General features: G+C 62.5%; 21 protein-coding genes. 11 read left to right on the plus strand and 10 right to left on the minus strand.

Features of this window, described 5'->3' with window-relative positions; all coding sequences use genetic code 11:
* Positions 1-14 precede the first annotated feature (14 nt).
* From ACWHXD_RS21380 to ppnP, 8 genes are all read left to right on the plus strand, one after another.
* Positions 15-1,793 (plus strand): acyclic terpene utilization AtuA family protein, encoded by a 1,779-nt coding sequence (locus tag ACWHXD_RS21380; RefSeq protein WP_138762455.1) that lies wholly within the window; start codon positions 15-17, stop codon positions 1,791-1,793.
* Between the two features lie 12 nt (positions 1,794-1,805).
* On the plus strand, positions 1,806-2,678 hold the full coding sequence (locus tag ACWHXD_RS21385; RefSeq protein ID WP_138762456.1) for an SDR family oxidoreductase: 873 nt from the start codon (positions 1,806-1,808) through the stop codon (positions 2,676-2,678).
* A gap of 4 nt (positions 2,679-2,682) precedes the next feature.
* The gene (gene atuC, locus ACWHXD_RS21390) at positions 2,683-4,296 is read left to right on the plus strand and encodes a geranyl-CoA carboxylase subunit beta (protein ID WP_138762457.1); all 1,614 of its coding nucleotides are present in this window, start codon (positions 2,683-2,685) and stop codon (positions 4,294-4,296) included.
* Between the two features lie 68 nt (positions 4,297-4,364).
* Positions 4,365-5,522, plus strand: a complete 1,158-nt coding sequence (gene atuD, locus ACWHXD_RS21395; RefSeq protein ID WP_032895979.1) for a citronellyl-CoA dehydrogenase — start codon at positions 4,365-4,367, stop codon at positions 5,520-5,522.
* Positions 5,519-6,280 (plus strand): enoyl-CoA hydratase/isomerase family protein, encoded by a 762-nt coding sequence (locus ACWHXD_RS21400; RefSeq protein WP_138762458.1) that lies wholly within the window; start codon positions 5,519-5,521, stop codon positions 6,278-6,280. The genes atuD and ACWHXD_RS21400 overlap by 4 nt, the downstream gene beginning before the upstream one ends.
* A 109-nt stretch (positions 6,281-6,389) precedes the next feature.
* Positions 6,390-8,273 carry an acetyl-CoA carboxylase biotin carboxylase subunit gene (locus ACWHXD_RS21405; RefSeq protein WP_138762459.1) on the plus strand — a complete coding sequence of 628 codons (1,884 nt, stop codon included), beginning with the start codon at positions 6,390-6,392 and terminating at the stop codon, positions 8,271-8,273.
* A gap of 75 nt (positions 8,274-8,348) precedes the next feature.
* Positions 8,349-8,891, plus strand: coding sequence for a 3'-5' exonuclease (locus ACWHXD_RS21410; RefSeq protein ID WP_019818536.1), 543 nt, complete (start codon positions 8,349-8,351; stop codon positions 8,889-8,891).
* A gap of 190 nt (positions 8,892-9,081) precedes the next feature.
* Positions 9,082-9,366, plus strand: a complete 285-nt coding sequence (ppnP, locus tag ACWHXD_RS21415; RefSeq protein ID WP_003192883.1) for a pyrimidine/purine nucleoside phosphorylase — start codon at positions 9,082-9,084, stop codon at positions 9,364-9,366.
* A gap of 49 nt (positions 9,367-9,415) precedes the next feature.
* On the opposite strand, the gene ACWHXD_RS21420 is transcribed toward ppnP, so the two are convergent.
* Positions 9,416-10,222 (minus strand): MOSC domain-containing protein, encoded by an 807-nt coding sequence (locus ACWHXD_RS21420; protein ID WP_138762460.1) that lies wholly within the window; start codon positions 10,220-10,222, stop codon positions 9,416-9,418.
* A gap of 38 nt (positions 10,223-10,260) precedes the next feature.
* On the minus strand, positions 10,261-11,196 hold the full coding sequence (locus tag ACWHXD_RS21425; RefSeq protein WP_003192887.1) for a chemotaxis protein CheV: 936 nt from the start codon (positions 11,194-11,196) through the stop codon (positions 10,261-10,263).
* Between the two features lie 547 nt (positions 11,197-11,743).
* Here ACWHXD_RS21425 and ACWHXD_RS21430 point away from each other — a divergent pair.
* From ACWHXD_RS21430 to ACWHXD_RS21440, 3 genes are all read left to right on the plus strand, one after another.
* A complete protein-coding gene (locus ACWHXD_RS21430) occupies positions 11,744-12,187 on the plus strand; it encodes a hypothetical protein (protein WP_186931852.1) in 444 nt (147 codons plus the stop codon).
* Between the two features lie 357 nt (positions 12,188-12,544).
* The gene (locus ACWHXD_RS21435; RefSeq protein WP_138762495.1) at positions 12,545-13,438 is read left to right on the plus strand and encodes a sensor histidine kinase; all 894 of its coding nucleotides are present in this window, start codon (positions 12,545-12,547) and stop codon (positions 13,436-13,438) included.
* Positions 13,435-14,094 (plus strand): response regulator, encoded by a 660-nt coding sequence (locus tag ACWHXD_RS21440; protein ID WP_032895970.1) that lies wholly within the window; start codon positions 13,435-13,437, stop codon positions 14,092-14,094. Before ACWHXD_RS21435 ends, ACWHXD_RS21440 begins: the two co-directional genes overlap by 4 nt.
* Here ACWHXD_RS21440 and yegS read toward each other — a convergent pair.
* From yegS to ACWHXD_RS21480, 8 genes are all read right to left on the minus strand, one after another.
* Complete coding sequence (gene yegS / locus ACWHXD_RS21445) at positions 14,053-14,973, minus strand: lipid kinase YegS (protein ID WP_032895969.1); 921 nt, start codon at positions 14,971-14,973, stop codon at positions 14,053-14,055. The two genes, ACWHXD_RS21440 and yegS, sit on opposite strands and share 42 nt — an antisense overlap.
* A gap of 639 nt (positions 14,974-15,612) precedes the next feature.
* Positions 15,613-16,005 carry a DUF2802 domain-containing protein gene (locus ACWHXD_RS21450; protein WP_098950739.1) on the minus strand — a complete coding sequence of 131 codons (393 nt, stop codon included), beginning with the start codon at positions 16,003-16,005 and terminating at the stop codon, positions 15,613-15,615.
* The gene (locus ACWHXD_RS21455; RefSeq protein WP_003192896.1) at positions 16,006-16,488 is read right to left on the minus strand and encodes a chemotaxis protein CheW; all 483 of its coding nucleotides are present in this window, start codon (positions 16,486-16,488) and stop codon (positions 16,006-16,008) included.
* Between the two features lie 79 nt (positions 16,489-16,567).
* A complete protein-coding gene (locus ACWHXD_RS21460; protein WP_138762462.1) occupies positions 16,568-17,359 on the minus strand; it encodes a CheW domain-containing protein in 792 nt (263 codons plus the stop codon).
* Positions 17,359-18,147: a ParA family protein gene (locus ACWHXD_RS21465; RefSeq protein ID WP_014719332.1), complete on the minus strand. Its 789-nt coding sequence runs from the start codon at positions 18,145-18,147 to the stop codon at positions 17,359-17,361. The genes ACWHXD_RS21460 and ACWHXD_RS21465 overlap by 1 nt, the downstream gene beginning before the upstream one ends.
* Positions 18,148-18,198: 51 nt before the next feature.
* Complete coding sequence (gene motD / locus ACWHXD_RS21470; RefSeq protein ID WP_032895965.1) at positions 18,199-19,086, minus strand: flagellar motor protein MotD; 888 nt, start codon at positions 19,084-19,086, stop codon at positions 18,199-18,201.
* A gap of 151 nt (positions 19,087-19,237) precedes the next feature.
* Positions 19,238-19,978, minus strand: a complete 741-nt coding sequence (locus tag ACWHXD_RS21475; protein ID WP_003192902.1) for a flagellar motor protein — start codon at positions 19,976-19,978, stop codon at positions 19,238-19,240.
* Positions 19,978-21,108 (minus strand): protein-glutamate methylesterase/protein-glutamine glutaminase, encoded by a 1,131-nt coding sequence (locus ACWHXD_RS21480; protein ID WP_032895963.1) that lies wholly within the window; start codon positions 21,106-21,108, stop codon positions 19,978-19,980. Before ACWHXD_RS21480 ends, ACWHXD_RS21475 begins: the two co-directional genes overlap by 1 nt.
* Positions 21,109-21,130 lie beyond the last annotated feature (22 nt).

Here is a 21,130-nt window from a genome sequence, read left to right on the forward strand (position 1 = left end):
AGGAAGGATTTCTCATGAGCAAGACGGTACGTATCGGCTGCGCCAGCGCCTTCTGGGGCGACACCTGCACCGCCGCCGCCCAATTGGTGCAGGGCGGCGCCCTGAATTACCTGGTGTTCGATTACCTGGCGGAAGTCACCATGTCGATCCTCGCCGGTGCCCGCCTGAAAGACCCCAAGGCCGGTTACGCCACAGATTTTGTCGAGGTGCTGACGCCCCTGCTGGCGGATATCCAGCGCCAGGGCATCCGGGTGATCAGTAACGCTGGCGGCATCAACCCGCAGGCCTGCGCCGCTGCCCTGCAAGCGGCCTGCGATAACGCGCACATCCCGCTGAAAATCGCCGTGTTGCTCGGCGATGACCTGCACCCTCAACTCAAACACCTGCCGCCTGTCACCGACCTTTACAACGGCGCCCCACTGCCGCCCCTGTGCGTGTCCGCCAATGCCTACCTCGGCGCACCGGGCATTGCCCAGGCTTTGGAGCTCGGCGCCGATATTGTCATCACCGGCCGGGTGGTCGACAGCGCAGTGGTCAGCGCGGCACTGGTGCATGAATTCAACTGGTCGTGGCAGGACTACGATCACCTGGCCCAGGCCGCCCTGGCCGGGCATATCATCGAGTGCGGCGCGCAGTGCACCGGCGGTAACTTCACCGACTGGCGTGACGTGCCCGACTACGAACACATCGGTTTCCCTATCGTCGAAGTCAGCGCCGACGGCCAGTTCACCGTCAACAAGGTCGAAGGCAGCGGCGGCCTGATCAGCGAACTCAGCGTGGCCGAACAACTGTTGTATGAAATCGGTGACCCGCGCGCCTATGTGCTGCCGGATGTGATCTGCGATTTCAGCCAGGTCAAACTGCAGCAACAAGGCAAACACGCGGTGCGCCTGCACGGCGCCAAGGGCCTGCCACCCACCGATCAGTACAAGGTCAGCGCCACCTACCCCGATGGTTTTCGCTGTACCGCCAGCTGCCTGATCGCCGGCATCGACGCGGTGGCCAAGGCCGAGCGGGTCAGCCAGGCGCTCATCAACAAGACCTCGGAGCTGTTCAGCCAGCGCGGCTGGGCGCCCTACACCGACGTCAACATCGAACTGCTGGGCAGCGAAGCCACCTACGGCGCCCATGCCCGGCGTGCGGATTGCCGTGAAGTGGTGGTGAAGCTGGCGGTGCGGCACCCGAGCAAGCAGGCGCTGGTGCTGTTCGCCCGCGAGATCGCCCAGGCGGCCACCGGCATGGCGCCGGGCCTGACCGGCATTGTCGGCGGGCGGCCGACGGTGTATCCGCTGATCCGGCTGTTTTCGTTCCTGGTCGACAAATCGTCCTGCTCCGTCGCCATCGATTACCAGGGCCAACGTCATGCCGTTGAGTTGCCCGCCTGCGCGCCTATGCTCACACCTGCCGCGCCCATCGAGCCGGCCAAGCCCCAGGGCCGTGCCGACGCCAGCGTGCCGCTGGTCAAACTCGCCGTGGCGCGCTCCGGTGACAAGGGCAACCACAGCAATATCGGGGTGATCGCCCGCCACCCGGACTACCTGCCGTGGATCGCCGAAGCCCTGACCCCGGAGGTGATCGTCGACTGGATGGACCACGTGCTCGACCCGATCCATGGCCGCGTCGAGCGCTGGTACTTGCCCGGCACCCACAGCCTCAACTTCCTGCTGGAAAATGCCCTGGGCGGCGGCGGCATCGCCAGTTTGCGCATCGATCCCCAAGGCAAGGCCTTCGCCCAGCAACTGCTGGAAATCCCCATCGCCGTACCGCAACACATTGCCGATCAACTCAGCTAAAGGACCGTCGCCGTGGCCTTCGATTCGATCTTCAAAGCCGACCTGTTCCAGGGGCACACCCTGATCGTCACCGGTGGCGGCAGTGGCATTGGCCGCTGCACCGCCCATGAACTGGCGGCCCTGGGCGCCCGCGTGATCCTGGTGGGGCGCAAGCCGGACAAGTTGCAGCAGGTAGCCCAGGAAATTACCGAAGACGGCGGGGTCGCCCATTGGCAGGCCTGTGATATCCGCGATGAAGAGGCGGTGAAGGCACTGGTCACGCAAACCCTGCACGACCACGGCCCCATCCATGGCCTGGTGAATAACGCCGGCGGCCAATACCCGTCGCCACTGGCCGCGATCAACCAGAAGGGCTTTGAAACCGTGCTGCGCACCAACCTGGTGGGCGGTTTCCTGATGGCCCGGGAGGTGTTCAACCAGTCGATGAGCAAGCACGGCGGCGCAATCGTCAACATGCTCGCCGACATGTGGGGCGGCATGCCCGGCATGGGCCACTCCGGCGCGGCGCGCTCCGGCATGGACAACTTCACCAAGACCGCCGCGTTTGAGTGGGGCTATGCCGGGGTGCGCGTCAACGCCGTGGCGCCTGGCTGGATCGCCTCCAGCGGCATGGACACCTACGAAGGCGCCTTCAAGGCGGTGATTCCCACCCTGCGTGAGCATGTACCGCTCAAGCGCATCGGCACCGAGTCGGAAGTCAGCGCGGCCATCGTCTTCCTGCTCAGCCCGGCTGCGGCCTTTATCAGCGGCAGCACCCTGCGCATCGACGGCGCCGCCAGCCTGGGCAGCCGCGCATGGCCGCTGCACAAGGCGCAGGCGCCGAGCGAGCCGTTCAATGGGTTCCACCGCGCCTACCTGCCGGATGTGCTCAAGGCGGAGCAATAACGCCATGCCAGTCATTGAAACCCTGATCGACCCCAACAGCCCAGCGTTCGCGCAAAACCGCGAAGCCATGCTGGCGTCCATCGCCCAGTTGCGCCAGCTGGAACACACCCTGCTGGCCAAAGCCCAGGAAGCCAAGCCCAAGTTCGACAAGCGCGGCCAATTGCTGCCCCGCGAGCGCCTCAACCTGCTGCTGGACCCCGGCGCGCCGTTCCTGGAGCTGGCCAGCCTGGCGGGCTACAAGCTCCACGACGACAAAGACGGCAGTGCCGCCGGCGGCGGGCTGATCGCCGGTATCGGCTATGTCAGCGGCGTGCGCATGCTGGTGGTCGCCAATAACAGCGCGATCAAGGGCGGCACCATTTCCCCCTCCGGGCTGAAGAAATCCCTGCGCCTGCAACAGATCGCCATGGAGAACAAACTGCCGGTGGTGACCCTCGCCGAAAGCGGCGGCGCCAACCTCAACTACGCCGCCGAAATTTTCGTCGAAGGCGCGCGCAGCTTTGCCAACCAGGCGCGCATGTCGGCCATGGGCTTGCCGCAGATCACCGTGGTGCACGGCTCGGCCACGGCGGGCGGTGCGTATCAGCCGGGCTTGTCGGATTACGTGGTGGTGGTGCGCGGCAAGGCCAAGCTGTTTCTCGCCGGGCCACCGTTGCTCAAGGCCGCCACTGGCGAAATCGCCACCGATGAAGAACTGGGGGGCGCGCAGATGCACGCGCAAACCGCCGGCACCGCTGAGTACTTGGCCCAGGACGATGCCGATGGCGTGCGCATCGTGCGTGAGATAGTGGGCCTGCTGCCCTGGAATGACCGCTTGGCGCACGAGCCCCAACGCGCCTATCGCGAACCGCTGTACCCGATTGATGAGCTGTTGGGGCTGATCCCCGATGACCCGAAAAAACCCTACGACGTGCGCGAGATCCTGGCGCGCCTGGCCGACGGTTCCAACCTGCTGGAATTCAAGGGCGAGTTCGACCCCCACACCGTCTGTGCCCATTTACACATCCAGGGGCGTGCCGTGGGGGTGATTGGCAATAACGGCCCCATTACGCCGAAGGGCGCGAGCAAGGCCGCGCAGTTTATCCAGCTGTGCGACCAAAGCCGCACGCCGCTGCTGTTTTTGCACAACACCACCGGTTTCATGGTGGGCACCGAGTCGGAACAGCAAGGGGTGATCAAGCACGGCGCGAAGATGATCCAGGCAGTGGCCAATGCCCGTGTGCCTAAACTCACTATCGTGGTCGGTGGTTCCTACGGTGCGGGCAACTACGCAATGTGCGGCCGCGGCCTGGACCCGCGCTTTATCTTCGCCTGGCCCAACAGCCGTACTGCGGTGATGGGCGGTGCACAGGCCGGCAAAGTGCTGCGCATTGTCACCGAGGCCAAGCAACTCAAGGACGGCCTGGTGCCCGACCCCAAGGTGCTCGACATGCTTGAACAGGTCACCGCGCAGAAGCTCGACAGCCAGTCCACTGCCCTCTACGGCAGCGCCAACTTGTGGGACGACGGGCTGATTGATCCACGGGACACCCGCACCTTGCTCGGGTTTTTGCTGGATATCTGTCACGAAGCCGAACGGCGGCAACTGCAACCCAACACCTTCGGCGTAGCGCGCTGATCGTTCCCACGCTCCGCGTGGTAACGCCAACCAGGACGCTGCGCGTCCCAACCGGGAGAACAATAAAAATGATCTTCACCCAGGAACACCAGGAACTGCGCCGCACCGTGCGCGCCTTCGTCGACCGCGAGATCAACCCGCACGTGGATGAATGGGAAAAAGCCGGGCGTTTTCCCATTCACGAGATCTTCCGCAAGGCCGGCGACCTCGGCCTGCTGGGCATTTCCAAACCAGAAAAATTCGGCGGCATGGGCCTGGACTACAGCTATTCCATCGTCGCCGCCGAAGAGTTCGGCACCATCCGCTGCGGCGGCATCCCCATGTCCATCGGCGTACAGACCGACATGTGCACCCCGGCCCTGGCGCGCTTCGGCTCCGATGAGCTGCGCGAGGAGTTCCTGCGCCCAGCCATCAGCGGTGAACAGGTCGGCTGCATCGGCGTCTCGGAAACCGGTGCCGGCTCCGACGTGGCCGGGCTCAAGACCCATGCGCGCAAGGATGGCGACGACTATGTGATTAACGGCAGCAAGATGTGGATCACCAATTCGCCCAGCGCCGACTTCATCTGCCTGCTGGCCAACACGTCCGATGACAAGCCGCACATCAACAAGTCGCTGATCATGGTGCCAATGAACAGCCCCGGCATCAGCGTCAGCCCGCCCCTGGAAAAACTCGGCATGCACAGCTCCGAGACCGCCCAGGTGTTTTTCGACGGCGTGCGCGTGCCGCAACGCAACCGCATCGGCCACGAAGGCGCAGGCTTCATGATGCAAATGTTGCAGTTCCAGGAAGAACGCCTGTTTGGCGCGGCGAATATGATCAAGGGCCTGGAGCACTGCATCGACAGCACCATCGAGTACTGCAAAGAGCGCCAGACCTTCGGCAAGGCGCTGATCGACAACCAGGTGATCCACTTTCGCCTGGCAGAACTGGCCACCGAAATCGAATGCCTGCGCGCCTTGGTCTACCAGGCCACCGAGCAGTACATCAAGGGCCAGGACGTCACGCGGCTGGCCTCCATGGCCAAGCTCAAGGCCGGGCGGCTGGGCCGTGAGGTCAGCGACAGTTGCCTGCAATATTGGGGCGGCATGGGTTTCATGTGGGACAACCCGGTGGCCCGCGCCTATCGCGACGTGCGCCTGGTGTCGATTGGCGGCGGTGCCGACGAAATCATGCTGGGCATCATCTGCAAACTGATGGGCACCCTGCCCGGTAAAAAGCCATGAATACCTTGCTGCTCGAAGCCCATAACGGCGTGCTGCACATCACCCTCAACCGCCCCGAATGCCGCAATGCGATGAGCCTTGAAATGGTCAATGAACTGCGTGCGGTACTGGCGCAGTTGGACAGCCAGGTGCGTGCCGTGGTGATCAGCGGCGCGGGCGGGCATTTTTGCGCGGGGGCCGATGTGAAGGATCTGGCCGGCGCCGGGGATCAGTTGCAAGCATTGAACCGTGCGTTTGGCACCTTGCTGCAAGAGATTCAGGCGCTGGCGCAGGTGGTGATCGTGGTGCTGCAAGGCGCGGTGCTAGGCGGTGGGTTCGGGCTGGCGTGCGTGAGTGATATTGCGATTGCAGCGGGCCAGGCGCAGTTCGGCTTGCCCGAGACCCGCCTGGGGTTGCTACCGGCGCAGATTGCGCCGTTTGTGGTCAAGCGTATTGGCCTTACTCACACGCGGCGCCTGGCGCTGACGGCGGCGCGGTTTGATGGGGCGGAGGCTGGGCGGTTGGGCGTGGTGCATTTTGTCGAGCACGACCCGCAGGCATTGGCGCAGCGTGTGGATGAGGTGTTGGGGCAGGTGTTGCAGTGTGCGCCGGGGGCGAATGCGCGGACCAAGGCCTTGTTGTTGGCCAGTGCGGATGAGCCGCTTGAGACCGTGCTGGATCGCGGGGCGCAGTGGTTTGCCGAGGCGGTGAGGAGTGAGGAAGGGGTTGAGGGGACGCAGGCGTTTGTGCAGAAGCGAAAGCCGAGTTGGTCTGGATGACGCCATCGCAGGCAAGCCAGCTCCCACAGGGGAACACATTTCAAATGTGGGAGCTGGCTTGCCTGCGAAGAGGCCCCAACGCACGCCGCATTCATCAAGGGATAACCCAATGCCCGCATTCACCAAGATCCTGATCGCCAACCGCGGCGAAATCGCCTGCCGCATCCAGCGCACCGCCCAGGCCCTGGGCTACCGCACCGTGGCCGTCTACAGCGACGCGGATTCCGATGCCCTGCACGTGCAGATGGCCGACGAAGCCGTACACATCGGCCCGGCGCCCGTGCATCAGTCCTACCTGAACACAGCGGCCATCCTCACCGCCGCCGAATTGACCGGCGCCGACGCCATTCACCCCGGTTACGGCTTCCTCTCGGAAAACCCTGACTTCGCCCGCGCCTGCCAGCAGGCCACTCTCACCTTCATCGGCCCCAGCGTCGAGGCGATCGAACTGATGGGCAGCAAACGCCTGTCCAAACTCGCCATGCTCGACGCCGGCGTGCCCTGCATCGCCGGCTACCAGGGCAGTGCCCAGGATGACGCCACCTTGCAGCAGGAAGCCGAGCGCATCGGCTTCCCACTGATGATCAAGGCCAGCGCCGGTGGCGGCGGGCGTGGCATGCGCCTGGTGCACCAGCGCGAACAGTTGCTGGAGCAACTGCGCACCGCACGCTCGGAAGCCATGAATGCGTTCGGCAGCGACGAGCTGATCCTCGAACAGGCGCTGATCGACCCGCGCCACGTGGAAGTGCAACTGTTCGGCGACCGCCATGGCAACCTCATCTACCTCGGCGAGCGCGACTGCTCGATCCAGCGCCGCCATCAAAAAGTCATCGAAGAAGCGCCCTGCCCCGTCATGACCGCCGAACTGCGCCAGGCCATGGGTGACGCCGCGCTCAAGGCTGGGCGTGCGGTGAACTACGTGGGCGCCGGCACTGTGGAGTTTCTGCTCGACCGCAACGGCCAGTTCTATTTCCTGGAAATGAACACGCGCCTGCAAGTGGAGCACCCCGTCACCGAGATGATCACCGGCCTCGACCTGGTGGACTGGCAGTTGCAGATCGCCGCCGGGCAAGCGCTGCCACTGACCCAATCACAGGTGTCCCTGACCGGCCACGCCATGGAAGTGCGCCTGTACGCCGAAGACCCGGCCCAGGGCTTCCTGCCGCAAACCGGTGACGTGTTGCGTTGGGAACCCGCCCCCGGCGTGCGCATCGACCATGGCTTGCGTGAAGGCCAAACCATCAGCCCGTTCTACGACCCGATGCTGGGCAAGATCATCGCCCACGGCGTCAGCCGCGAAGAAGCCCGGCGAAAATTGCTGCGCGCCGTGGAAGACACGGTGTTACTCGGCGTGGCGTCCAATCAGCGCTTGCTCATCGACCTGCTCAAGCACCCGGACTTTATCGCCGGCGACTTCAGCACGGGCTTGATCGCCGAACATTTCAGCGTCATCCCACAGCACACAGCGAGCGCTGAACAGCTCTCGCTGGCCGCCGCGCTGTTTTATCAACACAGCGCCAACCAGCACTCACACCCCCTCGCACGCTGGCGCAACACGGCGAGTGCCCCGGTGACATACCGCCTGGAGGTCAACGGCCAAGTCCACAGCGTCAGCGTTGACGACCTGCCACTCACCACCGACGGTCGCCACGCCACCTTTGTCATCAAGGGGGTTCGCCGCCGCATCGCCTATCACCTGGACGGCAACCGGCTGTGGCTGCCAGGGCTGACCGTCACCGACCGCACCCAGCAAGTCGCCAGCCGCCCGGCCGATGCCAGCAGTGGCACGGTCCAGGCGCCCATGGACGGCGCCATCGTCGATATACGGGTGTGCGTCGGTGAAAGCGTCAGCAAAGGCCAGCTTTTGCTGGTGCTCGAAGCGATGAAAATGGAGCACCCGTTGAAGGCCGGTATCGATGGCACGGTCAAGGAACTGCGCGTCGTGACGGGCGATCAGGTGCGCAACCGCCAGGTTTTGCTGGAGATCGAATAACGCCCCTAGGCGGAACTACAGGGCCGGGCTACGCTCTATCCCCATCAGGAAGGGACGAGTACGGGAACCTGCACCATGCCTCATTGGCTGATTATTGACCTTGAAGCCACAACGGATGACGGCGGCTGGCCCGTGACGGAGATGGAAGTCATCGAGATCGGCGCCAGCCTGGTCAACCGCCAAGGCCGCGAACTGGATCACTTCCAGCGCTTTGTGCGGCCCTTGCGGCGGCCATTGCTGACGCCCTTTTGCCGCAAACTCACCCATATCACCCAGGCCAATATCGACATGGCCGCGCCGATCACCGAGGTGTGGCCGCTGTTCGAGCGCTGGCTGGGCCAACATCAGCCACGCCTGGAAGGCTGGGCCAGCTGGGGGGATTATGACCGCGTGCAGCTTGAGCTGGAGTGGCAGCGCCATGGCCTCGCCAGCGCCCTGGGCGACACCCCGCATGTGAACCTCAAGCAACGCTTTGCCAAGGCCCGGCGCCTGGACAAACCACTGGGGCTCAATGGGGCGCTGCAATTGGCCGGGATGCAGTTCAATGGCCAGCAGCATCGCGCCCTGGAGGATGCACGCAATACCGCGCGCCTGCTGCCCTTGATTTTGCCGGTCTAGGCAGCGCTTGCAGCCTTGGGCATACTGGCCAACCATTTTCCTGCTGCCCTGTAGGAGCGAGCTTGCTCGCGAAAATCGCCAACGAAAACGCAGCGCCTCTGCTTAAACGCAGTGTTCTCAGGTTTTTCGCGAGCAAGCTCGCTCCTACAGTGGTTGGCGTAAGCCTTGACCTTTTTCCGAGGATTCACCCATGTTCAAAGTCAACGAGTACTTCGACGGCACCGTCAAGTCGATCGCTTTCGGCACCGCAGAAGGGCCAGCGACCATCGGCGTGATGGCTCCGGGTGAATACGAATTCGGCACCGCCCAGCGTGAAATCATGCATGTGGTCTCCGGCGCCCTGACCGTGAAGCTGCCTGAGAGCAGCGACTGGGAAACCTTCGCCGCCGGCAGCCAGTTCCACGTACCGGCCAACAGCAAGTTCCAGTTGAAGGTCGCGGTGGACACCGCTTACCTGTGCGAATACCGCGGCTAAGCAGTACCCGCCCCACAAAAAAGCCCGTCTCCCACGAGACGGGCTTTTTTTATTCCAGCACCGTTACCGGCATGCCGACTTCCAGGCGCCCAATGCCATCGTTGACCAGGTTCTGGCCGAACATCGCGCCCTTTTCGGTCTTGCGGTAGGTTTCCAGCGTGGCGAAGGGCTCGCGGTCGGGGCTGCGTTCGCCGGTCTGGGGGTCGATGGTGGTGAGGATGCACCGCGAGCACGGCTTGACCACCCGAAACTCCACGTCGCCGATGCGCACGCGCTTCCAGCCATCTTCGGCGAAGGCCTCGGCGCCTTCGATGACGAGGTTGGGACGAAAACGCAGCATCTGCATCGGGCGGCCGATCTTTTCACACAAGTCGTCGAGGGAGCCCTGGCCGATCAACAGCAAGGGGTAGCCGTCAGCGAAGCCGACCTTGTCGTCATCCTTGCCATACCCGGCTTCAGTGGTGCGCGCTCGCTCCAGGGGCAGTTGCACCAGGCGCGTCGGCTTGCCAATGAACTCGCTGACCCAGGCCGCAGCCTCATCGCCAGCATCCGGCACGCGCAGGGTGTCACGCCAGATGGTCACACCGCGCAGTTCGCTGGCGCTGCCCGGCAATGCCACGTCCAGCGGCGCGTAGCCCGGCGAACTCAGGGTCAGGCCCCCGCTGCTGTTCCACAACGCGATGAGCTGGCTCATCTTCGCAACGGCCCGCTGCGTCAGGAACCGTCCGCTGGCTTCATCCACCAGCATCCAGCGTCGATCCCCGTCCAACCCGAGTTTATCCAAGCCAATCTGCTGCAAGGCTTCGGCCTTGCCGGACTTCAAGGGGTAACGGTACAACGCGCTGAGACGCAGCATGGGCCTGCCTTCCTAGGAAACAAAGTGTCATCCTAAAGTCAGGCGGGCATTTCGTCCAACATCAGACGCTGACGCACCACATCCACCAGCTTGTCCGGCTGGAATTTGGAGAGGAAATTGTCGCAGCCGACCTTCTTGACCATCGAGTCGTTGAAGCTGCCCGACAACGAGGTGTGCATCACCACATAGAGGCCACGCAGGCGCGGGTCATTGCGGATCTCGGTGGTGAGACGGTAGCCATCCATTTCGGGCATTTCGGCGTCGGTGAAGATCATCAGCAGTTTGTCGGTCATCACCTGGCCGCTGTCGGCCCAGGCCTTGAGCATGTTCAGTGCCTTGAGGCCGTCGCTGGCAATGTGCATCTTCACGCCCAACTGGCCCAGGGTGTCACGCAACTGCGACAAGGCCACGTTGGAATCATCCACCAGCAGTACTTCGCGACCACGGGCTCGCTCCAGCACCGGGTCTTCAAGTTTGTCCCGGGAGACCTTGGCGTTGTAGGGCACGATCTCGGCGAGGACTTTTTCCACGTCGATGATTTCCACCAGTTGCTCATCGACCTTGCTGATGGCCGTGAGGTAGTGCTGGCGACCGGCGCTGGTCGGCGGCGGCAGGATGGCTTCCCAGTTCATGTTGACGATGCGGTCCACGCCGCCCACCAGGAACGCCTGCACCGAGCGGTTGTACTCGGTGACGATAATGGTGCTGTTGGGGCCCGGCACCAAAGGCCGCATGCCGATGGCCTGGGAAAGGTCGATCACCGGCAGGGTCTGGCCACGCAGGTTGACCACGCCGCAAACAAAGGGATGGCGCTGGGGCATCAGGGTCAGTTTGGGCAGTTGCAGCACTTCCTGCACCTTGAACACGTTGATCGCGAACAACTGCCGTCCGAAGAGGCGGAACATGAGAATTTCCAGGCGATTCTCACCCACCAATTGCGTGCGTTGATCTACCGTGTCGAGAATGCCGGCCATTGAAAGCTCCTGGTGTACACGCAGGTGTGCGCTGAAGGGATGTGCGGTTCGTATAGGCGGTTATCGGCGGCAAGCGCCAAACCTTGACCCTGTTAAAATGCCACGCAAACACATTGATGTCACACTGACATCATGCTTTACTGCATTCACCCCTCAGAACGCTTGCAACGACCCCGCACGACACTCGAATCGGCGCGCGGTTCCGCCTTGTAAGGGATTCCCCTATGCGCAATCGGGCCCAACCTGATATTCGCGATATCTAATAGCCATTAATGTGACGCCATTCTCATTGCATGAATGGAGTCAGGCTTTTGTTTGCCAACCCAAGCCCTTGGTCTACGGGCCTTTCAGGCACTCACGTATCGGCAACTGAAGTTGCGTCATCTCGCATAACAGCGGCTAAAGGCGGCATTCGTGAGCGATTCAATAAACGTCCTACTGGATTATCGGAAGCAGCCTACACGCCCCAGTCGTATTTCAGCGCTAGTTTTAAGCCATTCACCCGGTGCGACATCTCATCACCCGACCTTAAGTTGTGGAGACTTGCATGATGAATAGCGCGAACGAATGGCAAACCGCACTTCCCGAGTTTTTGCTGGAAGCCGAAATGCTGCTGGCCAAGTCCGAGGAATGCCTGAACCACCTGCATTTGATCCGCAATGACAGCGACGCCATCGACTGCATGAAAACCAGCCTGGCCAAACTGGCTGAAAAGGCCGACGGCCTGGCCCTGCAGGCGATCAGCGAATTCTCCCGGCATATTCAATACCTGATTGCCAATGCCGTGAGCCCGGTGCAACTGCATGACCAAGCCCTGGATGCGTTGCACGACTGCCTGACGTTGCTGGCCTGGCAACTGGAACTGATTGACATCCGTACCGGGGAACTGGGCCTGGATGAGAGTGAGCAAACTTCGCTGATTGCCACGGTGACTTCGCAGATTCCGCAAAAAGACTACTGCCATCAGCCGCGTTTACAGCAGAGGTCTTAAAGCAAAAAGGTCGTATTTAATATCAGAGTTATCTAAAAACGACCCTTTACGTCAACTATGAAAGCGCTTTTAGAGCTTGAAGAAGTATCAATTAGCCAGCACCTTAAAAATTGTACAAACCAGGCTAACTAATACAACTCAATAGCGCTGGCCGGGCTGCCAGGGCATTTCCGTGGTTAATATATCGACCGAGGAATATGCCAGGCGACCAACGGTAACAGGGGTGGTACCATGCCCCGCTCGAAATGAAGCAACTTCATTATGGATAACCACGATCCGGCACCGCACGCTCGACAGAGCCCAGTCAACCGCCGTGACCGGTCTTCGCGCAGTGAACCCTCATTGGCTCCATCCGCTATGTACGCCAGCCTCAAGTCACTCATCGCAAGGTTCGTGTCCCACTGCCATGCGCGCAGCCTCATCCTTGCCCTGTGCCTGTGTTCATTGCTGGTCAGCCTATGGGTTTACCTGCAAGGCGCGCCGTTGCCGTTACTGATTGTGCTGCTCAACCTGGTCACGTTGGCGGTGGTAGCCCTGCACCAGTGGCGCTCGCGCAACGCCATCAAGTTCCAGCCCCAGGAACTGGCCGACCGCTTGCTGCAAGTCCAGGAAAACGAGCGCCACCGCCTCAGCCGCGAATTGCACGATGACATCGGCCAATTGCTGACCGCCGCCAAGCTGCAAAGCGAATGGCTGCAGCGTCGCCTGCCCCAAGACCTGCAAAGCCATTGCTCGGTGCTGTGCAACACCCTCAATGAAACCCTGGCCAAGGTGCGCGACGTGTCCGCCATCCTCAACCCGCGCCAACTGGCAAGCCTGGGGCTGGAAGCGAGCCTGCGCGCGCACCTGCTCAAGACCCTGGAAAATACCCAGGTGTGCTGGAGCCTGGAGTGCCAGCAACGGCTCACCGGCATTCCCGAAGAAATGGCCGTGGCGGCCTTTCGCATCACCCAGGAAGCGGTCACCAACATGCTGCGCCATGCCAACGCGCACAACCTGCTCGTGCGCCTGCAACGCTTGCCTGAAGGGCTGTCGCTGATGATCTGCGATGACGGCCAAGGCTTCGAACCTGCCGCCGACCCCGCCAAGGTAGGCCAACGGGGCATGGCCGGCATGTGCGAACGGGCGCACCAATTGGGCGGCACCTTGTCCGTCAGCAGCCAGCCGGGCAACGGCACACGCATCCACGCACTTTTCCCCTGGGCACCCCGCGCCCTCGAACGGGCCAGTGCCCATAAGGTTCTGCAGTGACCTGCAATTTGCTCCTGGTCGATGACCATGCCTTGATCCGCGCCGGCGTGCGCGCACTGATCCTGGATATCCCCGGGTACGCCGTGGTGGGCGAGGCCAGCGATGGCGCACAACTGCTTGAGGCATTCAGCGCCCTGCAGCCCGACATTGTGCTACTGGACCTGTCGATGAAACACACCGGCGGCCTGGATGCCTTGCAGCAACTCAAGCGCGCCTACCCCAAGTGCAAGGTGCTGATCCTGTCGATGCACACCGACCCCGAGATGATCATGCGCGCCCTGGAGTCTGGCGCCCACGGCTACCTGCTCAAGGACACCACCGCCAACGAGCTGGAACACGCCCTGCAGGCGCTGCGTCACAATGAACGCTACCTGAGCCCCGCCATTGCCCACACGGTGATCAATCAGGCGCTGGTTCGCAGCCAGGGCCCGAGCACGCCTGTTGCCCACAGCCACAACCTGACGGCGCGGCAACTGGAGATCCTGCGCTTGATCGTGCGCGGCAAATCCACCCGGGAAATTGCCCACGGCCTGGGCCTGAGCATCAAGACCGTCGAAGCCCACCGCTCACAGATCATGAAACGCTTGCAGATTTTTGACGTGGCGGGCCTGGTGTTATTTGCCGTGCGTGAGCAGATCATCAGCCTGGACGACTAACGGCGAACCCAGCGGCAAGTGCACGCGCAGGGCCTTGGGCAGCGCCTCGAAATGCAGGTCGTCGCCCTCCAGCGGCTCACCGTCGAGGTTGATGTACAAGCCCTGCGCCACCTTGATCTTCACCCACGGCAGGCGTGCGCGCACAAACATGGTGTCCAGGCCCCAGCCGTTGTTCATCAACTCACGCAGCGTGCCAACCACTTCCTGCGGCGCCGGCAGGATGCTGACATCCAGCAGCCCGTCATCAGCCAATGCACCGGGGCACAACACATGCCCACCACCGGCCTGGCGACCGTTGCCGATGCCCAGCGCGAGCAACTCGCCTTTCCAGTGGAAATCCGGGCCTTCCAATTCACCATAGGCGGCTTTCAATTCACTGAAGCGGGTTAAACCGGTAAACAGGTAAGCAGCACCGCCCAAAACCTTCTTCAAATCTTCGGAGGTATTGGCCGTGACCTGGCTACCAAACCCACCGGTGGCCATGTTCAGAAAAATTTGCCCACCCACCTGGCCAAGGTCGATGGCCCTAGGCTGCACGTCCAGCAAGGCCAGGGCGCCAGCCGGCTCCAACGGCACGCCGGCCGCCTTGGCGAAATCATTGGCGGTGCCCAGGGGCATCAGCACCAGGCTGGCATCAGTGTTGGCATGGGCCATGGCTTCAGCCACATCGCGCAGGGTGCCGTCGCCACCGCCAGCAATGATGTGGGTGTAGCCCGCGGCCAAGGCTTCATTGACCAGGCGCTGAGCATCGCCGCCCTCCCACGTCACCCGCACGGCCAACTCCCCACCCTGCTCCCGCCGCGCCAGCACGGCAGCACGCACATCCTCGTTGAGGGCTTGTTTGCCGTGGAGGATCAACAGGGCTTTGGGGGCGGTCATTTGAGGGAATCTCCTGGGTCAAGGTGCATGAAGGATGTTGACCCTTGGGGCACCGGAAAAGTCTGTGGGCTGAAGAAAATTGATTGAAGTACACCAATCAACCTGTGGGAGCTGGCTTGCCTGCGATGGCGGCGGCTCAATCGACAAACATCTCAAACCTGCCACCCAACGGTAACCACGATGCGAAGCGAGCCGCTCTTGATCTGCTTTTGCTCTGCTTTTGATCTTAGGCGCCCCGTTAAACCACGCTGGCCGAACGCAGGCTTGAATTCGTGGGTAACCCGGCAGGACGCCGGGTTAGCCGCCCCGCGCCATGGATGGCGCGTGGCGGCGGCCCACGGATTCAAGCCTGTGTTCGGGCACACCGAGCCCAAGCGAGGTGCCGAGTGGTGGGGCAAGAGCGTTTTGCTTACTTTTGCGCTTTTCAAAAGTGAGCCGCCGTCAGGGCGGAACCCTAAGTGGCCGTTACCGCAGCAATGGATATGCACACAATCCAACTGTGTCGCCTGTCAGGCCGCCTTCGCGAGCAAGCCCGCTCCCACAGTTGGATCGTTGGGTGTCAGGTAGATAGGCGTCGGCTGTCAGGGCGTCATCGCAGGCAAGCCAGCTCCCACATGAACCAAGCAAGCCCAGCCCCAATCAGCTCTTGTGCAACTTGCTCATCAACTGCGCCTCAGCCTGAGTCAACCCACACGACTGGGTCAACTCATCCACCGTCGCCCCCATGCCCACCAGCTTGGCCGCCTGGGCAAACGACAGGTTCGACGGATCACGCTGCTCCAACTGCACCAACCTGTCCGGCAACGGCGCAAGAATCGCACGCAATTCATGCACCTCATCCCCCACCCGCACCGCACTTTGCTGGAAATGATCAACGCGCTTGACCAGCTCCAGAATGCGCCGGTCACGCACCGCATCGCGCTCGGCCTGTTGCAAGGCCAACTCCCGCTGCTGGCGCAGATAGCGCAGCACAAACGCCAAGGTCCCGGCCCACAACAGGGCCAGGACAATCACCGCTGCCTCAAGGAACAATCAGATGCTCTCCAGTTCCGACCACTCTTCTTCGCTCATCATCTTGTCCAGCTCAACCAGAATCAGCAGTTCGCCGTTCTTGTTGCACACGCCCTGGATGAACTTGGCCGACTCTTCGTTACCGACGTTCGGTGCGGTTTCCACTTCCGATTGGCGCAGGTAAACCACCTCGGCCACGCTGTCGACCAGGATGCCGACCACTTGCTTGTCGGCTTCGATGATCACGATACGGGTGTTGTCGCTGACTTCAACCGTGTCCAGGCCGAACCGCTGGCGGGTGTCGATCACCGTCACCACGTTGCCGCGCAGGTTGATGATGCCCAGCACGTAGCTTGGCGCACCTGGCACCGGGGCGATCTCGGTGTAGCGCAGCACTTCCTGCACGCGCATCACGTTAATGCCGTAGGTTTCGTTGTCCAGCTTGAAGGTCACCCATTGCAGGATCGGATCATCCAAACCTTGTGCGGACGCTGACTTGTTCATTCATCTGACCCCTTCAAATGCCGCTATCGACGGCGTGTGTGCAAGTGGGCCGCGCAACCGCACGGCCCTTATTGTTCAATCAACTGCGTTTGTTCTGTGGCATTGCCTTCACCGCACCGCTGGCGATCAACTCGGCCAGTTCGGCGACATCCAGCAACGCGCACATGTGTTCGATCACAGTGCCCGCCAACCACGGCCGCTGGCCACGGTGGCTGCGCCATTTGATTTCATTGGGGTCCAGGCGCAACGAGCGGCTGACTTGATGCACTGCCAGCCCCCACTCGTAGCCCTGCACCGAGATCACGTATTGCAGGCCCTGGCGAAAATCATCGCGGTAGCGGTCGGGCATCACCCAGCGCGCGGTGTCCAGCACTTTGAGGTTGCCGGCCTGGCTGGGCAGGATGCCGAGGAACCACTCTGGCTGCCCGAACAACGGCGTCAGCTCCTGGCCTTCCAGGGAATAGATCGATCCCAGGCACACCAACGGCACCGCCAGGGTTAACCCGGCAACGTCGAACAGCAGGCACTCGAACGGCTCGGCAGCCCACGAAGGGCGACCGTCGCCCGTCACCGGTGGCGGCGTGATGCTGGGCGGCAGGTGCACGTCCACCAGCGGTTCGACCACCGGCGGCGCCGCCACTGCCGGGGCGCTCGGCACCACGACGGGCGCCTCCACCACCTGCGCATCCCGCGCCTGTTCTTCCATCACCGCCTGCTGAAACTCATCCAGCGGGCTGTCGGGCTCGACAGCAGGCTCGAGTACCAGAATAGGTTCGGGCATTTCTTCGGCCGTCGCATCCTGCAGCAAGGCATCCAGGTAGGATTCCAGTGCCAGTTGCGGGCGGGTCTTGAATTGGACAGGACGGTTCATCACGCCACCTGCGCCACAAGCTGTTGCGACAGCAGGTGCTTGAGCAACGCACGGTAGGCCAGCACGCCACGGCTCTTGCCGTCGAACTGCGACGGTGTGAGCCCGGCACGGCTGGCGTCACGCAGGCGCGTGTCCACCGGGATGTAACCGTTCCAGATGGTGTCCGGGTAGGCATCGCGCAACACGCGCAACGTGCCGAGGGACGCCTGGGTGCGACGGTCGAACAAGGTCGGCACGATGCTGAACGGCAGCGCCTGCTTGCGCGAGCGGTTGATCATCGCCAGGGTGCTGACCATGCGCTCCAGGCCCTTGACCGCCAGGTGCTCGGTCTGCACCGGGATCACCAATTGCTGGCTGGCCGCCAACGCGTTGACCATCAGCACGCCGAGCAACGGCGGGCTGTCGATGATCGCGTAGTCGAAGTCCTGCCACAGTTGCGCCAGGGTCTTGGCGATCACCAGGCCCAGGCCGCTCTGGCCCGGCGACTGACGCTCCAGGGTGGCCAGGGCGGTGCTCGACGGCAACAGCGAAATACTCTCGTTGCTGGTGGGCAACAGCAGTTGCCCAGGCAGATCCGCTGGCACGCTGCCCTTGTGCAAAAACAGGTCATAGCAGCTGTGTTCCAGCGCATCCGGGTCGTAGCCGAAATAGCTGGTCATGGAACCGTGGGGGTCCAGGTCCACCACGACCACACGCTTGCCCGCTTCGGCCAGCAAGCCGGCCAAGGCGATGGAAGTGGTGGTCTTGCCGACTCCACCCTTTTGATTGGCAACTGCCCAGACTCTCATTCGGTTGGTTCCTCCCGGCGGGCACAGGCGCGACCGAGACATTGCATACGGTTATTGAGCCGGCGACGGAGAATTGACGTTACTCGGTCGGACCGGCGGCTTGACAACGGGCGGTGCAGTTTGTGTGCCAGCACGCTTCAACGCTGCATCCGGGGTGGCATTGGCGGTGCCGGTACCGGTCAGGCTGCGACGCACATCCAGGTTGCGCGAGACCACCAGCACCACCCGGCGGTTACGGGCGCGGCCTTCGACCGTGGCGTTATTGGCCACCGGCTGGAATTCACCATAGCCCACAGACGCCAGGCGCTGGGGGTTCACACCCTGCATCGCCAACATGCGCACGATGCTCGACGCACGGGCCGAGGACAGTTCCCAGTTGGTCGGGTACTGCGCGGTGCTGATGGGGAAATTGTCGGTGAAGCCTTCCACGTGGATGGGGTTTTCAAACGGTTTGAGGATCGCCGCGACCTTGTCGATGATGGTGAATGCCTGGTCACTGGGCAACGCATCGGCACTGGCGAACAGCAGGCTGGAGTTCAGTTCGATCTCCACCCACAGCTCATTGCCACGCACGGTCATCTGGTTGGAACTGATCAGGTCGCCAAAGGCGGCACTGATATCGTCGGCGATGCTTTTGAGCGGGTCGCTGGTGCCTTGGATGCCAGCGGCGGTTTCATCACTGTCATTGACCAGAGGCTTGGCCGGGGTCACGGTCTTGGGCCGCTCTTCGCCGATAGGAATGGGCTTGAGCGACCGCTCGGCATCGTTGAACACACCGACCAGCGCCTGGGAAATGATCTTGTACTTGCCTTCGTTGATCGACGAGATCGAGTACATCACCACGAAAAACGCGAACAGCAAGGTGATGAAATCCGCGTAGGACACCAGCCAGCGCTCATGATTGACGTGTTCTTCAGGCTCGCGACGGCGACGGCTCACGGGCACTCCCCCCCACACACCCACCCCACCGTAGGAGCGAGCTTGCTCGCGAAGATCGTTAACGAAAACGCGGGCATCCTGAATGCACGCGGCGCTCTCGGGTTCTTCGCGAGCAAGCTCGCTCCTACGGGGGGACGGGTGTTCATGTGCATCAATCCATGAAGCCCTGAAGCTTCAATTCGATGGAGCGCGGGTTTTCGCCCTCGGCAATCGACAGGATGCCTTCGAGCAGCATTTCGCGATAACGCGACTGGCGCATGGCAATCGACTTGAGCTTGCTGGCCACCGGCAGCAACACCAGGTTGGCACTGGCCACGCCGTAGATGGTGGCGACAAACGCCACGGCAATGCCGCTGCCCAGTTGCGAAGGGTCGGCCAGGTTGCCCATCACGTGGATCAGGCCCATCACCGCACCGATAATGCCGATGGTCGGCGCGTAGCCGCCCATGCTTTCAAAGACTTTGGCCGCATTGATGTCACGGCTTTCCTGGGTGTAGAAATCCACTTCGAGGATGCTGCGGATCGCTTCCGGTTCGGCGCCATCGACCAGCAGTTGCAGGCCCTTGCGCGCGTAGCTGTCAGGCTCGGCATCCGCCACACCTTCCAGGCCCAGCAGGCCTTCCTTGCGGGCGGTAAGGCTCCAATTGACCACGCGGTCGATGCCGCCTGCCAGATCGACCCGTGGCGGAAAAATGATCCACACCAGAATCTGCATGGCACGCTTGAACGAGCTCAGGGGCGACTGCAACAACGCCGCGCCCACGGTGCCACCGATCACGATCAGCGCTGCCGGGCCGTTGGCCAAGGCGCCGAGGTGGCCGCCTTCCAGGTAGTTGCCACCAATGATGGCGACAAACGCCATGGTGATGCCGATCAGGCTCAACACATCCATCAGAGGCAGGCCTCCACCAGATGCTTGCCGATGTCGTCCAGGCTGTAGACCGCATCGGCCAGGTCAGCCTTGACGATGGCCATGGGCATGCCATAGATCACGCAACTGGCTTCATCCTGGGCCCAGATGGCGCTGCCGCCCTGCTTGAGCAAGCGCGCGCCTTCACGGCCATCGGCGCCCATGCCGGTGAGCACCACCGCCAGAACTTTGTCGCCATAGGATTTGGCTGCCGAGCCGAAGGTGATGTCCACACACGGCTTGTAGTTCAGGCGTTCATCGCCCGGCAGGATTTTGATCGCGCCACGCCCGTCCACCATCATCTGCTTGCCGCCCGGCGCCAGCAGGGCCAGGCCAGGACGCAGGATGTCGCCATCCTCGGCTTCCTTGACGGTGATGCGGCACAGCTTGTCCAGGCGCTCTGCGAAGGCTTTGGTGAACGCCGCAGGCATGTGCTGCACCAGCACAATCGGCGCCGGGAAGTTGGCCGGCAGTTGGGTCAACACCCGCTGCAAGGCCACCGGGCCGCCGGTGGAGGTGCCGATGGCGACCAGCTTGTAAGCCTTGCGCTTGGGCGCGGGCGAATGGGCACTCGGCGTTGCGGCGGCACGTACCGGCGCTGCCGCAGGCCGGGCCACGGGCGCAGGCGCCGGGCGCGCAAACGACGACGTCGGCGCCGCTGCTGCGGGCGCAGGCGTGGGGGCTGGCGCGGGTGTGCTGAACAGGCTGCGACGGTTACTGCGGGAAATGCTGTGCACCTTCTCGCACAGCATCTGCTTGACCTTGTCGGGGTTGCGCGAGATGTCTTCGAAATTCTTCGGCAAAAAATCCACCGCGCCGGCATCCAAGGCGTCGAGGGTCACCCGCGCGCCTTCGTGAGTCAGCGAGGAAAACATCAATACCGGTGTGGGGCAACGTTGCATGATGTGGCGCACGGCCGTGATGCCATCCATCATCGGCATCTCGTAGTCCATGGTGATCACGTCTGGCTTCAAGGCAATGGCTTGATCGATCGCCTCTTTGCCGTTAGTGGCCGTGCCGACCACCTGGATCGTTGGATCAGCGGAAAGAATTTCCGAGACGCGGCGGCGGAAGAAACCCGAATCGTCCACCACCAGGACCTTGACTGCCATAAACACTCCGTTAGGCGGGGCG

Source organism: Pseudomonas fjordensis (assembly GCF_976987115.1).

What these genes read in the sequence shown, in the direction of transcription:
- atuD (WP_032895979.1), top strand. Translation starts at nt 4,365, where the DNA reads ATGATCTTCACCCAGGAACACCAGGAACTGCGCCGCACCGTGCGCGCC.
- ACWHXD_RS21425 (WP_003192887.1), bottom strand. Translation starts at nt 11,196, where the DNA reads ATGGCCGGCATTCTCGACACGGTAGATCAACGCACGCAATTGGTGGGT.
- ACWHXD_RS21430 (WP_186931852.1), top strand. Translation starts at nt 11,744, where the DNA reads ATGATGAATAGCGCGAACGAATGGCAAACCGCACTTCCCGAGTTTTTG.
- ACWHXD_RS21480 (WP_032895963.1), bottom strand. Translation starts at nt 21,108, where the DNA reads ATGGCAGTCAAGGTCCTGGTGGTGGACGATTCGGGTTTCTTCCGCCGC.
- ACWHXD_RS21405 (WP_138762459.1), top strand. Translation starts at nt 6,390, where the DNA reads ATGCCCGCATTCACCAAGATCCTGATCGCCAACCGCGGCGAAATCGCC.
- ACWHXD_RS21400 (WP_138762458.1), top strand. Translation starts at nt 5,519, where the DNA reads ATGAATACCTTGCTGCTCGAAGCCCATAACGGCGTGCTGCACATCACC.
- ACWHXD_RS21380 (WP_138762455.1), top strand. Translation starts at nt 15, where the DNA reads ATGAGCAAGACGGTACGTATCGGCTGCGCCAGCGCCTTCTGGGGCGAC.
- ACWHXD_RS21420 (WP_138762460.1), bottom strand. Translation starts at nt 10,222, where the DNA reads ATGCTGCGTCTCAGCGCGTTGTACCGTTACCCCTTGAAGTCCGGCAAG.
- yegS (WP_032895969.1), bottom strand. Translation starts at nt 14,973, where the DNA reads ATGACCGCCCCCAAAGCCCTGTTGATCCTCCACGGCAAACAAGCCCTC.
- ACWHXD_RS21460 (WP_138762462.1), bottom strand. Translation starts at nt 17,359, where the DNA reads ATGAACCGTCCTGTCCAATTCAAGACCCGCCCGCAACTGGCACTGGAA.
- ACWHXD_RS21435 (WP_138762495.1), top strand. Translation starts at nt 12,545, where the DNA reads ATGTACGCCAGCCTCAAGTCACTCATCGCAAGGTTCGTGTCCCACTGC.
- atuC (WP_138762457.1), top strand. Translation starts at nt 2,683, where the DNA reads ATGCCAGTCATTGAAACCCTGATCGACCCCAACAGCCCAGCGTTCGCG.
- ACWHXD_RS21465 (WP_014719332.1), bottom strand. Translation starts at nt 18,147, where the DNA reads ATGAGAGTCTGGGCAGTTGCCAATCAAAAGGGTGGAGTCGGCAAGACC.
- ACWHXD_RS21475 (WP_003192902.1), bottom strand. Translation starts at nt 19,978, where the DNA reads ATGGATGTGTTGAGCCTGATCGGCATCACCATGGCGTTTGTCGCCATC.
- ACWHXD_RS21410 (WP_019818536.1), top strand. Translation starts at nt 8,349, where the DNA reads ATGCCTCATTGGCTGATTATTGACCTTGAAGCCACAACGGATGACGGC.
- ACWHXD_RS21455 (WP_003192896.1), bottom strand. Translation starts at nt 16,488, where the DNA reads ATGAACAAGTCAGCGTCCGCACAAGGTTTGGATGATCCGATCCTGCAA.
- ppnP (WP_003192883.1), top strand. Translation starts at nt 9,082, where the DNA reads ATGTTCAAAGTCAACGAGTACTTCGACGGCACCGTCAAGTCGATCGCT.